Origin of the sequence: Actinomyces denticolens, assembly GCF_002072185.1 — a bacterium.
GTDB classification, from domain to species: domain Bacteria; phylum Actinomycetota; class Actinomycetes; order Actinomycetales; family Actinomycetaceae; genus Actinomyces; species Actinomyces denticolens.
On sequence record NZ_MVIW01000008.1, the window covers coordinates 1 to 12,217 of the forward strand.

At 71.2% G+C, this 12,217-nt stretch carries 10 protein-coding genes; 7 read left to right on the top strand and 3 right to left on the bottom strand.

All coding sequences use genetic code 11. The annotated features are described in order from the left end of the window. On the bottom strand, positions 1-125 hold a 125-nt coding region (locus B1H55_RS03395), incomplete at its 3' end, for an ATP-binding cassette domain-containing protein (RefSeq protein ID WP_143222406.1). Between the two features lie 352 nt (positions 126-477). Between B1H55_RS03395 and B1H55_RS03400 the strand changes: the two genes are divergently transcribed. From B1H55_RS03400 to ilvA, 5 genes are all read left to right on the top strand, one after another. Further along, positions 478-1,428, top strand: coding sequence for a Bax inhibitor-1/YccA family protein (locus tag B1H55_RS03400; RefSeq protein WP_077239817.1), 951 nt, complete (start codon positions 478-480; stop codon positions 1,426-1,428). Positions 1,429-1,566: 138 nt separating this feature from the next. After that, positions 1,567-1,974: an FKBP-type peptidyl-prolyl cis-trans isomerase gene (locus B1H55_RS03405; RefSeq protein ID WP_077239818.1), complete on the top strand. Its 408-nt coding sequence runs from the start codon at positions 1,567-1,569 to the stop codon at positions 1,972-1,974. 318 nt (positions 1,975-2,292) lie between these two features. Then, positions 2,293-3,336, top strand: a complete 1,044-nt coding sequence (locus B1H55_RS03410; RefSeq protein WP_077239819.1) for a S66 family peptidase — start codon at positions 2,293-2,295, stop codon at positions 3,334-3,336. A 356-nt stretch (positions 3,337-3,692) separates the two neighbouring features. Continuing rightward, positions 3,693-5,576, top strand: a complete 1,884-nt coding sequence (gene ilvD / locus B1H55_RS03415; protein WP_077239820.1) for a dihydroxy-acid dehydratase — start codon at positions 3,693-3,695, stop codon at positions 5,574-5,576. A 199-nt stretch (positions 5,577-5,775) separates the two neighbouring features. Further along, positions 5,776-7,362, top strand: coding sequence for a threonine ammonia-lyase, biosynthetic (gene ilvA, locus B1H55_RS03420; RefSeq protein ID WP_077239821.1), 1,587 nt, complete (start codon positions 5,776-5,778; stop codon positions 7,360-7,362). A 79-nt stretch (positions 7,363-7,441) separates the two neighbouring features. Here ilvA and B1H55_RS03425 read toward each other — a convergent pair whose 3' ends face one another. Next, positions 7,442-8,509 (bottom strand): hypothetical protein, encoded by a 1,068-nt coding sequence (locus B1H55_RS03425; RefSeq protein WP_143163881.1) that lies wholly within the window; start codon positions 8,507-8,509, stop codon positions 7,442-7,444. Between the two features lie 236 nt (positions 8,510-8,745). Here B1H55_RS03425 and B1H55_RS03430 point away from each other — a divergent pair, with 236 nt between their 5' ends. Both B1H55_RS03430 and B1H55_RS03435 read left to right on the top strand, forming a co-directional pair. After that, the gene (locus B1H55_RS03430; RefSeq protein WP_073453676.1) at positions 8,746-9,285 is read left to right on the top strand and encodes an NADPH-dependent FMN reductase; all 540 of its coding nucleotides are present in this window, start codon (positions 8,746-8,748) and stop codon (positions 9,283-9,285) included. Positions 9,286-9,603: 318 nt separating this feature from the next. Beyond that, on the top strand, positions 9,604-10,158 hold the full coding sequence (locus B1H55_RS03435) for an NADPH-dependent FMN reductase (protein ID WP_080461575.1): 555 nt from the start codon (positions 9,604-9,606) through the stop codon (positions 10,156-10,158). A gap of 90 nt (positions 10,159-10,248) precedes the next feature. On the opposite strand, the gene B1H55_RS03440 is transcribed toward B1H55_RS03435, so the two are convergent. Then, positions 10,249-12,162 carry an ABC-ATPase domain-containing protein gene (locus B1H55_RS03440; protein ID WP_080461576.1) on the bottom strand — a complete coding sequence of 638 codons (1,914 nt, stop codon included), beginning with the start codon at positions 12,160-12,162 and terminating at the stop codon, positions 10,249-10,251. Positions 12,163-12,217: the final 55 nt, after the last annotated feature.

Here is a 12,217-nt window from a genome sequence, read left to right on the forward strand (position 1 = left end):
GTGGACTTGCCCGCGCCGTTGGGGCCAAGGAATCCGGTGACGGTGCCGGGCTCGACGGTGAAGGAGATGTTGTCCACGGCGAGCTTGTCGCCGTAGCGCTTCGTCAATCCACGTGCCTCGATCATGGTTCCTGGCTCCTTAGGTTGGGGGCTGATCGCCGTGCGGCTCGCGCGGCCCGATGGGGTCTATGGGCGCCGCCGGGACCGGAGAGGTGACTGTGCTAGTCCCGACGGCGTGGCACCAGGCTAGTCAACGGCCCTCGCCGGTCCATCGGCGTGCGGGATGATCCCGCGGGGGGAGCGGGGCAGGATCCGCGGTGGACGCGTCTCCTCCTCGAGGAGGAGACGCGGGGTGGGCACTCATGCCCGGGATGACGGTCGACCGGGAAGGGGAATGTGCGGCAGGATGGAGGCGTTGAGATGGAGGGCCCGAGTCGGGCCGCGCCGTCGGCAGTCCCCGTCCAGAAAGGACACACCCTTGAGCAACCCCTTCTTCGATCGAAACCCGGCCTTCAACGGCGGGGCGCGCACCGCCGTCGCGACGCCCCGGACCACCCCCGCCGGCTACCCCGCAATGCCCGGGTACCAGCCGGGCCAGTACGGCCAGGCCCAGCAGTACGGCCAGCCGGTGGGATACGGCGCTCCCCAGCAGGCGGGCTACGGCCAGGTCACCCCGACCCGGCTCGACCAGATGGAGGCCCAGTACGGGGCCCCGGCCGCCACCAACGTGGACCGCGGCCGCATGACCTATGACGACGTCATCATGCGCACGGCCGCGATGTTCGCGGTCATTCTCGCCGTCGGCGCCGTCTCCTGGGTGATGGCGACCAACGACTCCACATCCCCCATCGGCTTCCTCCTGATGATCGGAGGGGCGATCGGCGCCCTCGTGCTGGGCCTGGTCAACTCCTTCAAGAAGGTCCCCTCGCCCGCCCTCATCTTGGCCTACTCGGCCTGTGAGGGCGCCATGCTCGGCGCCTTCTCTGGCGTCATGGAGGCGCGCTTCCCCGGGATCGTCATCCAGGCGGTGCTGGCCTCCGTGGCGGTGTTCGCCGTCATGCTCGGCGCCTACAAGATCGGCGGCTTCCGGTTGTCCGGCAGGGCGCAGCGGATCCTCCTGCTGGCCATGGGCGGCTACTTCGTCTTCTGCCTGCTCAACTTCGGCGTCATGATGCTCTCCGACGCCGGTGGTCCCTTCGGCCTGCGCTCCCTGGAGATCGCGGGCATCCCGGTCGGCATCATCGTGGGCCTGCTCGCCGTCGTCATGGCGGCCTTCAGCCTGGCGATGGACTTCGAGTCCATCCAGCGCGGCGTCGAGGCCGGCCTGCCCACCCGCTACGCATGGGCCGGGGCCTTCGGGCTCGTCGTCACCCTCGTGTGGCTGTACATCGAGATCCTGCGGATCCTGGCGATCTTCTACGACGACTGATCCTCTCAGCGCCCTCCCCGTTCGCGGGGGCGCGGGGCCGGCCGGGCATGACCCGGCCGGCCCCGTCGCATGGGCGGCCGATGGAGCGGTGACGTTCCGATCAGCGCGGCTCGGGGCTCATCGCGTAGGCTGGCGCGCATGATCAACTCGAACATGCCCACTGTTGAGGGTGCCAAGGGCACCAAGCCGGTCCTCACCTTCCCCGGCTCTGATGCGCCCGCGGGCCTCCAGGTCCAGGTGCTCGACGCCGGTGACGGCCAGGTCGTCGAGGCCGGGGACACCATCGTCGCCCACTACCTCGGCCAGTCCTGGAATGGCGACGTCTTCGACAACTCCTACGACCGCGGCCAGCCGCTGAGCTTCCAGATCGGCGTCGGCATGGTGATCCGCGGCTGGGATGACGGTCTCGTCGGCCAGCGCGTCGGCTCGCGCGTCCTGCTGTCGATCCCCGCCGAGCTCGGCTACGGCGAGCGCGGCGTGCCGCAGGCCGGCATCAAGGGCGGCGCCACCCTCGTCTTCGTCACGGAGATCCTCGGCGTCATGTGACCGGGACCGGACCCCGCCCCCTCCTTCGCCGAGACCGGTCGAAAACGTCACCGAAACCGGTCGAAACGGCGATCGAGACCGGTTCGGAGCAGCGGAGCGCTCCATCAGGGCGTTCGGTGCGCCTGAGAGCGCCCCGGACGCCCTGGTGCCACCACGGAGGATCGCTATTGCCCCGGCGCCCGACGGGCCCAACCGATGAACGGGCTCGGGGCGGCGGGCCCCCAGCTTATCGGCGCCGCTGCTCCGGTGGGAGCTCTTAACCGGTAGGGCCTCGGGGCGAAGGCCGCGTGCGCCAATCAATGAAGGAGGTCATGAGGCATGGAACTGCTGCGCCCCGCCAAAGCGCGCCCCGGAGACCGCATCGCCGTCCTGTCGCCGTCGCTGGCCGCCCCCGGGTTCGCCCCTGCGATCCATGAGCAGGCCATGGAGCGCCTGGCCGACCTGACCGGCCTGGTCCCCGTCGAGTACCCGACCACACGCCAGTTGGGCGCCTCGCCCGCCGAGCGCGCCCGCGACCTCAACGACGCCTTCGCCGACCCGAGCATCCGGGCGGTCCTGGCCACCGTCGGCGGCGAGGACCAGATCACCGTCATCCGCCACCTCGACGCCGAGGCGGCGCGCCGCGACCCCAAGCCGTTCCTCGGCTACTCGGACAACACCAACCTGCACCAGTGGCTGTGGGGCAACGGCATCGCCAGCTTCTACGGCGGCTCCTCCCAGGTCCACCTGGGGCCGGGCCCGGGAGTCGACCCCGTTCACCTGGCTTCCCTGAGGGCGGCGCTCCTGACCGGAGAGACCCTTGAGATCACCGAGCCCGGTGAGTCGGAGGACTACGGCGTCGACTGGCTCGACCCCCGGGCACTGACCGAGACCGGGGAGCGCGAGCCCACCGAGCCCTGGACGTGGGCGGGGCCGGAGCGCGCGGTGACCGGGCCGACCTGGGGCGGGTGCCTGGAGGTGCTCCAGGCGGTCCTCGCCGCGGGCCGCTTCCCCGCGGACCCCCAGGCCCTGGACGGTGCGGTCGTGCTCCTGGAGACCTCTGAGCTCCTGCCGTCTGCGAGCGAGGTCAGGATGATGGTGCGTGCGCTGGGGGAACGGGGGCTGCTCGAGGCCGCCGGCGCCGTCCTCGTCGCCAGGCCGCCCGCGTCGTCCCTGGACGACCGCCCGGACGCCGCCACCCGGGCACGACGGCGCGATGAGCAGAGGGACGCCGTCATCGAGACCATCAGGTTCTACAGCTCCGAGGCGGTCGTGTGCATCGGCGTGCCCTTCGGCCACACCCGCCCCCAGTGGATCCTGCCGCATGGCGGGACCATGACGGTCGACGGCGCCGCCCGCCGCGTGATCGCCGACTACGCCTGAGGGGCACTTCGCACGCTCAGATGGTGTGGCCGGTGTCGGCAACCGCATGATTCCGCGGTTCTGACCGAAAGTCCGCACGGATTGATCCTCTCCCATGTGCAACCACTCCCCTGGATGCACATGGGAGAGGATCCGCTGCAGGATTCGACGCGGCAGAACCGCGGAATCATGCGGATCCTGGCGGCGAGGAATATTCTCCTGCGTGCGTGTCGCTCTGCTGGAAGTGGGCGCCCGGCATGCGGGAGGCGCCTGCGACGACCGCACAGTGGCCACCCGCATCGAGATGACATGGTGGCCGCTAATCTGGGCATCGCCTCATCGTCGTCGGTCCTGCCGAGCCGAGAACAGGAGCCCTCATGCCCGTCTACCGCAGCGCCACCTCCACATCCGGCCGCAACATGGCCGGCGCCCGCGCGCTCTGGCGCGCCACCGGCGTCAAGGACTCCGACTTCGGCAAGCCTATCATCGCCATCGCCAACTCCTTCACCGAGTTCGTCCCCGGGCACGTGGGCCTGCGCGACGTCGGCCGCCGCGTGGCCCGCCGGATCGAGGCCGCCGGCGGCATCGCCAAGGAGTTCAACACGATCGCCGTCGACGACGGCATCGCCATGGGCCACGACGGCATGCTCTACTCCCTGCCGTCCCGCGATCTCATCGCCGACTCGGTGGAGTACATGGTGGGCGCCCACTGCGCCGACGCCCTGGTGTGCATCTCCAACTGCGACAAGATCACCCCCGGCATGCTCATGGCCGCGCTGCGCCTCAACATCCCCACGATCTTCGTCTCCGGCGGCCCCATGGAGTCGGGCAAGATGACCGCCGCCGACGGCACCACCCGCAAGCTCGACCTCATCGACGCCATGATGGACGCCGCCGACCCCACCGTGGATGATGAGACGATCTCCGCCATCGAGCGACTGGCCTGCCCCACCTGCGGCTCCTGCTCGGGCATGTTCACCGCCAACTCCATGAACTGCCTCACCGAGGCCCTGGGCCTGGCCCTGCCCATGAACGGCACGCTGCTGGCCACCCACTCCGATCGCGGCGAGCTCTTCGACGCCGTCGGCCGCCAGATCGTCGAGATCACCCGCGCCTACTACGAGGGCGACGACGCCACCGTCCTGCCGCGCTCGATCGCCACCAAGGCCGCCTTCGAGAACGCCATGAGCCTGGACATCGCCATGGGCGGCTCCACGAACACGGTCCTGCACCTGCTGGCCGCGGCCCGCGAGGCCGGAGTCGATTTCCACATGGCCGACATCGACCGCCTCTCCCGCAGGGTCCCGCACCTGTGCAAGGTCGCGCCGTCGACGAACCTCTACCACATCGAGGACGTCCACCGCGCCGGCGGCATCATGGGCATCCTCGGCGAGCTCGACCGCGCCGGCCTGCTGGACACATCCACGCGCACGGTCCTGCGCGGCACCCTCGACGATGAGCTCGCCGCCTTCGACCTGGCCCGCCCCGGCGACGACGGCGCGCCGGGCTCCTCCGTGAGCGAGGCGGACCGGATTCGCTACCTCGCGGCGCCCGCAGGCGCGCGCACCACGGAGATGTTCTCCCAGGCCTCGCGCTGGGAGGCCCACGACCTGGACCGCGAGGCCGGTTGCATCCGCGACCTGGAGCACGCCTATTCGCGCGACGGCGGCCTGGCGGTCCTCTTCGGCAACATCGCGTCCAAGGGCTGCATCGTCAAGACCGCCGGCGTGGATGCCTCCATCCTCACCTTCTCCGGGCCGGCCGTGGTCTTCGAGTCTCAGGACGCCGCCGTCGAGGGGATCCTCGGCGGGAAGGTGAAGGCCGGCGACGTCGTCGTCATCAGCCAAGAGGGCCCCCGCGGCGGTCCGGGCATGCAGGAGATGCTCTACCCGACGACGTACATCAAGTCGATGCACCTGGGCAAGGAGTGCGCGCTGCTCACCGACGGCCGCTTCTCCGGCGGCACCTCGGGGCTGAGCATCGGCCATGTCTCCCCGGAGGCGGCGGCGGGCGGGCTCATCGGGCTCGTGCGCACGGGGGACATCATCGACATCGACATCCCGGCCCGCTCCATCTCCGTGCGCCTGTCCGACGACGAGATCGCCTCGCGCCGCGCCGCCGAGGAGGCCCGGGGCGAGGCCGCCTGGACTCCGCACGAGGAGCGTCAGCGCCATGTGAGTGCGGCGCTTCGCGCCTACGCCATGCTCGCCACGTCCGCCGACCTCGGTGCTGTGCGCGACCTCTCCAAGCTCGGCATGTGAGGTGCGGGACGCGGGCGGGATCCATCGGCGCCATCCGCACTGACCGGTGCTGTTCGCACCCACAGGTGCGGGCAGGACGCACCTGTGGGTGAAAACGGCACCACTCGGGGTGACGCGCGCCAATCGGAGACCGCCCGCGCGGCGCCCACGGACTGGTGGTGCCGACGGGGCCGCGAGCCGACTCCTCTAGGCTGATGGTGTGAACGAACCTGCCGGCACCGATACCCCGTGGGACTCCTCCCAGTACTTGCGCGCGATCCTGCGCGCGCCCGTCTACGAGGCCGCCGAGCACACGCCCCTGCAGCGCATGGACGCTCTCTCGGCGCGCCTGGGCTGCGAGGTGGCCGCCAAGCGCGAGGACCTGCAATCGGTCCACTCCTTCAAGATCCGCGGCGCCTACACCTGCATGCGCATGCTCTCTGACGACGATCGCGCTCGCGGCGTGGTGACCGCCTCGGCCGGGAATCACGCTCAGGGAGTCGCCCGGTCCGCGGCGCTGCTCGGCTGCCGCGCCCTCATCGTCATGCCGACCGTCACGCCCCGCATCAAGGTCGACGCCGTCGCCGCCCTGGGCGGAGAGGTGCTCCTCCACGGCGACAACTTCGACGCCGCCAAGGCCGAGGCCCAGCGCCTGGCCGATGAGGACGGCCTGACCTATGTGCCCCCCTTCGACGATCCTCGCGTCATCGCCGGCCAGGGGACCATCGGCCTGGAGATCATCCAGCAGGACGCCGGGCTCGACCGCGTCTTCGTGCCCGTCGGCGGCGGCGGCCTGGCCTCCGGCATCGCCGTGCTCATCAAGCAGCTCCTGCCGAACGTGCGCGTCATCGGCGTCGAGCACGAGGAATCCGCCTGCCTGACCGCGGCACTCGCCCAGGGCGCGCCCGTCACCCTCGGCCGTGTGGGGCTCTTCGCCGAGGGCGTGGCCGTGCGCCGCATCGGGGATGAGACCTACCGGCTGTGCTCCGAGCTGCTCGACGACGTCATCACCGTCTCCTCCGACGAGGTCTCCGCAGCGGTCAAGGACCTCTTCGAGGACCTGCGCGCCATCTCCGAGCCCTCCGGCGCCGTCGCCCTGGCCGGGCTCAAGCGCTACGCCTCCGAGCACCGCCTGACCGGGGAGCGCCTGGCGTGCGTCGTCTCGGGGGCCAACCTCAACTTCCACCAGATGCGCTACATCTCCGAGCGCGCCGAGATCGGCGAGCAGCGCGAGGCGATCCTGGGCGTGACCATCCCCGAGGAGCGCGGCTCCTTCCTGCGCTTCGCCCGGATCCTCGGCGGGCGCAGCGTCACCGAGTTCAACTACCGGGCGGCGCCGGGCCCCGACGGCTCCCTCGAGCCCGGCCCCGCCCGCATCTTCGTGGGTGTGGGGCTGCGCCGGGGGCGCGAGGAGCGCGCCGAGATCGTCGCGGATCTGGAGCGGGCCGGATACGGCGTCGTCGACCTCACCGACGACGAGCTCGCCAAGGTCCACGTGCGCTCGATGATCGGGGGGCGGGCCCCGGCCGGATTGACGGAGCGGCTCTTCAGCTTCGAGTTCCCCGAATCCCCCGGGGCGCTCGTCCACTTCCTCGAGGTGCTCGGCACCCGCTGGAACGTCACCCTGTTCCACTACCGTACCGACGGCGCCGACTACGGCCGCATCCTGTGCGCCTTCCAGGTGGGCATCAGCGGCCTGAGCCCGGAGGCGGAGGCCCGCGAGCTGCGCGAGCACATGGATCGCCTCGGCTACGCCTACCACGAGGAGACGGAGGACCCCGCCGCCGGCTTCTTCCTGGCGCGCTGAGGCCCACGCCGCCGGCACGGTCGGCACGGCCGGCGTCTCCTGTGCGGATCGCGCCCGCCCAGTGCGACCAGGCGCGCGCTCATAGCCCGAAGGCCAATCCGGGCAGGGCGTCCGGTGGGTACTCGTCGTAGGGCGTGAAGAACCAGGCGAAGTGCCGCCAGATCGGCTCGGGCAGATCCCGCAGGGTGATGAGCGGGCGCTCGATGGAGGGCCCCGGTGCCATGAGGGGCGACCAGGCGCCGTCGGCGCTCACGTGGTAGAGCAGGGCCGACAGCGGGTGCTCCGCGCGCCCCCACCGAGTGAGCGACCACGTCAGCAGAGCATCGAGATGCGCCTCATCGACGTCCTCGGCCAGGGGCAGGATCCCCAGTGACTCCTGCTCGGGCAGGGACAGGACGAAGCCGTCGGGCGGATGCGGGACGTGCCGCTGCTCGCAGACCTCGGTCAGGCTCATCGCCAGCGCCGCCGTCAGCATCGAGTCCGAGCCGATGAGATGGATGCCCTCGCCGGTGTCCACGTGCTCCGCCCGGTCCAGGACGATGCGGGCATTGGCGACGGCGGCGGCGTCCACGCGCTCCTCGCCCAGTCGCTCGTAGAGACGGGCCGAGGGCTGGGAGACCAGGAGCCCGCCGATGTCCATGACGCGGGTCAGGCGCAGGCCCGGGGCGATCTCCGGTTCATCGGCCTCGGCGGGGATATCCCTGCTCGGCGGCACCAGGCGCAGCCGCAGGGCCCCCAGTATCTCCTCATCCGAGTAGTCCTCGAGTTCGCGCGGCGCGCCGTCGGGGCGCACGGCGGTCATGAGCCCGCTGATGTGGTGCCCCACGGTCTCCTCCCACAGATCCCGCTCCGTGCGGGCCAGGCATGCCGCGATGCGATGCAGAACGAGCCTCGCTCCCTGGGGCGTGCGCAGCGAGACGGGCGAATCGAGCCTGCTCCCGGGGAAGCGCAGGCAGACCTGGTGCAGCATCTCCGCGCGCAGCCAGTCGGCGTCGCGGACGGACAGGTCGGGCAGGAACGGATCGGGCGGGGAGGAATGGGGCGCCTGGCGGAAGGAGGCGCGGGCGGCGGTGCTCGCCGCCCGCCGCGAGCGCGATGATCGGGGGGAGGGACGGGAATGGTGTCGTGCTGGTCTCACTGTGCTCATGCGGACGACGCTAGGCTGGAAGTGCGCGTCCTCGGAGGAGCCCTCCTCAGCAGGGCGCCGAACCGGAGCATCTCGAGATATGTGGATCATGACAAGCCTATATGTGGTCCTTGTGCCATGCGATGAGGCTTTGACAAGTGGAGCCCGGCCACTAAACTGATTCACGTATCAACTAGATGGCGTCAGTCTTATTGGCTGATGCTTTAAACACTCGCAATTCCTGCAAGGAGTCCCTCATGACCACCCGTATCGCCGTCGTTCACGGCTCCGTCCGCCCCACCTCAGCCGGCGCCGCCGTCTCCGACTGGGTCGCCGCCCAGTCCAACCTGGTCGAGGGCGTCGAGGCCGAGGTCCTTCACCTGACCGACTTCAACCTCCCCTTCTTCGTCGAGGAGCTCCCGCCGGCCATCGCCATGCCCAAGGACCCCGCCGGAGTGGCCTGGAATGAGCGGCTCGGCTCCTACGACGCCGTCATCTTCGTGACCCCCGAGTACGACCACTCGATCCCCGGTTCCCTGAAGAACGCCATCGACTACCTCGTCCCCTCCGTCCTCGAGGGCAAAGCCATCGGCATGGTCGGCTACTCCTACCAGCTCGGCCTGCGCGCCATCGAGCACCTGCGCCAGGTCCTGGGCTCCTTCAACTCCTTCGTCGTCGGCCCGCATGTCGCCCTGCACATCGCGACCGACTGGACCGACGGCGCCTTCACCCCGGCGGCCTTCCATGAGGGTGAGGTCCCGGCGATGGTCAAGGCGATCGTCGCCGCCACGAACTGATGCGCCCTGGCTGTCCCTGACGCATCACACGCGCTGAGCCCGGTGACCTGACGCGCGGGCGAAGCGCTGCGACGGCGCCTCCCTGGGCGTTGCGCCTCTCGCGCGGATCAACGCATGTTGGTCCGCGCGAGAGGCGTTCGCGCGTCCGGGGCTCGGGACGCCTTCGGCCGGGGCGCTCGCGGCGGTCCGATCGCCCCGGCCTCGCGGCTGTGTCGCGAGTCATGGTCCCGATGGCTTCCGTAGTGGGAACTAAGGCCTAGAATGATTTAGTATTCAAGCACCAACGATGTGCTGTCCGCCGATATCTCAGGAGTTGCCATGACCAAGATCGCCGTCATCCTCGGATCCGTCCGTCCCAACCGCGCTGGGGCCTCCGTGGCCGAATGGGTCGCCTCCAAGGCCAATGGGGTCGAGGGGGTTCAGGCCGAGATCCTCGACCTGGCCGCCTTCAACCTGCCCATCTTCGCCGAGGAGCTGCCCCCCATGGCGGCCCCGGCCAAGGACCCGGCCGCCGTCGCCTGGAACGAGGCCCTCGCCGGATTCGACGCCTTCATCATCGTCAGCCCCGAGTACAACCACTCGGTCCCCGGCGGCCTGAAGAACGCCATCGACTTCATCACCCCCTCCGTGCTCGCCAACCGCGCCGTCGGCCTCGTCGGCTACTCCTACTCCGCCGGCCACCGTCAGATCGAGCATCTGCGCGCCATCCTGGCCAACTTCACCACCGGCGTCGTCAGCGCCCAGGTCAACCTGCACCTGGCCACGGACTTCCCCGGCGGCGCCTTCGCTCCCGCCGCCTTCCACGACGGTGAGGTCGCCGCGCTCGTCGAGGCGATCGTCGCTCAGGACAAGGCCCTGGCATCCCTGCGCTGAGCGCCCCCGTCGCACGGGGGGCGCCGCCGGCCGAACAGCCGCGGAGCCCGGGACCGTCACGGTCCCGGGCTCCGCGGCCGCTCTCGAGGGCTACCCCACCTCCAGCGGCCGATAGCGGTTGACGGCCGCCGCCACGTCCACCATCCGGGGGCGCGCGAGGAACGCCCCGCCCTCGTCGAGCGCGTCCAGGCCCTCGTCGTCGATCAGGGCCTCCAGGTCATCGAGGCACTCGCGCAGCGTGGAGGCGGCGTCGAAGCGCTGCTCCAGCAGGGCGCGCAGGGCGTGGGCCGTCGCCTCGGCCTGACCCGGGTCCACGATCCCGGCCACATCCGAGACGTCGATCTCCTCGCGGTCCAGGGTGAGCGAGTCGATTCCCCGCGCCCGGGTGCGGATCGGGCCGCGCCGGGTGCGCGCCGGAGCGGGTGCCGGGATGCGGCCGGGGCCGAGCGGGAAGTCCTCCAGCGCCGTCCCCTCCCGGGGTTGATCGGCGACGACGGCCCGAGCCTGCTCCGTGGCGTCGCGCAACTCATAGGCGTCCAGGAGGAGGACGTGGTCGGCCACATCCAGGTAGTCCCCGGAGCCGCCCATGACCATGACCGTGGAGACGCCCAGGCGTGAGGAGAGTGCTCCCACCCGGTCCACCAGCGGGGTGATCGGCTCGCGCTCGGCGGCCACGAGCGAGCGCATGCGCGCGTCGCGGATGAGCAGGTTCGTGGCCGAGGTGTCCTCGTCGAGGAGCAGCGCCGTCGCCCCCACCTCGATGGCCTCGACGATCGCGGCAGCCTGCGATGTCGAGCCGGAGGCGTTGCGGGTGGTGAAGGCCGCGGTGTCCCGGCCCGCGGGCAGGTGGGAGATGAAGGGCGTGAGATCGACGCCCGTGACCGCCCGGCCATCGGCGGCCCGCACCTTGACGGCGTCGGGGGCGGTGGACACGAGCTCGCGCCCATCGCCCGGCACATGCGGGTAGACGCCCCTCTCAATGGCCGCCAGCAGGGTGGACTTGCCGTGGTAGCCGCCGCCGACGATGACCGTCACGCCCGCCGGCACGGCCGTCCCGCGGATCTTCCCGGCATGCGGGAGCTCCACGGTGGCCGCCAGCGACTCCGGGGCCCGCAGGGCGATTCCCCCCGAGCGCAGCGGCTCGTCGCTGACCCCCGAGCGGCGCGGCAGGAGGGAGCCGTCGGCGAGGAAGGAGACCCAGCCCGCCTCGCGGACCGCCTCGGTGAGGGCCCTGTGGTCCTCCAGGGCCTCCACGTGGGCGAGGAGCCGCTCGGCCCGCTCGCCCGCCAGGTCCAGGGCCGTTCCGATCTCGCGGGTGAGGTCCCGGCCGACGATCCTGGCGGCCTCGCGGCCCTGGATGGAGCGGCCCTGGGCGGGAAGCGCCATGCGGGCGCGCACCTCGATGGTCCACGCCCCGGCGTCATCGGAGCCGGTGGTGCCGCCGGGGCCGCTGGTGCCGTCAGCGTCCTCGGCGCTGCCCGCGACCGGGATGAGGAGCACGGCCGAGCGCTCCAGGATCTCCTGGCCGGGCGCGGCGATGGACAGGGCGGTGCCCTTGAATCCCGCGTGGATCTCGCGAGTGAGGAAGTCGGCGAGCGCGAGGCGGCGGTCCGCCGTCGTCAGCAGGCCCTCGCGCGCCAGGAGTGCCAGCGAGGGCAGGGAGGCGGGCGCGGTGACCCGGATGCGCGTCGGTGGGGCGTAGGGGTCGGCCTGGACCCGGTCGATGTGGAGCGTCCATCCCTCGGGCGCCAGGTAGCGCCCGACGATCGCCCGGTAGGCCGGATAGGCGCGCCCATCCAGGGCGTGGAGGTGGCCGACGAGGTCGCTCAGCTCCCCGTCGCGCGGCTCATCGTCATAGCGGCGGCGCCCGCCGTCGCGATAGCCGGAGCCGCCCCTGCTGCGGCCATCGCGGCCATCGCGGCCGCCGCGGTGCCCGCCCCGATAGCCGCCGCCACCGCGCCTGGCGTAGCCGCCGTCCCTGCCCGAGTACCTGTCATCGCTCATGGAGCGCATCCTCCCACGACTGGGACGGCGCGGCGGTCCGGGCCGAATCCCGCCT

Bases quoted from the DNA above. Each gene is read 5' to 3' on its own strand.
- B1H55_RS03405 (WP_077239818.1), top strand. From the start codon at position 1,567: ATGATCAACTCGAACATGCCCACTGTTGAGGGTGCCAAGGGCACCAAG.
- B1H55_RS03410 (WP_077239819.1), top strand. From the start codon at position 2,293: ATGGAACTGCTGCGCCCCGCCAAAGCGCGCCCCGGAGACCGCATCGCC.
- ilvD (WP_077239820.1), top strand. From the start codon at position 3,693: ATGCCCGTCTACCGCAGCGCCACCTCCACATCCGGCCGCAACATGGCC.
- B1H55_RS03425 (WP_143163881.1), bottom strand. From the start codon at position 8,509: ATGAGCACAGTGAGACCAGCACGACACCATTCCCGTCCCTCCCCCCGA.
- B1H55_RS03430 (WP_073453676.1), top strand. From the start codon at position 8,746: ATGACCACCCGTATCGCCGTCGTTCACGGCTCCGTCCGCCCCACCTCA.
- B1H55_RS03435 (WP_080461575.1), top strand. From the start codon at position 9,604: ATGACCAAGATCGCCGTCATCCTCGGATCCGTCCGTCCCAACCGCGCT.
- B1H55_RS03440 (WP_080461576.1), bottom strand. From the start codon at position 12,162: ATGAGCGATGACAGGTACTCGGGCAGGGACGGCGGCTACGCCAGGCGC.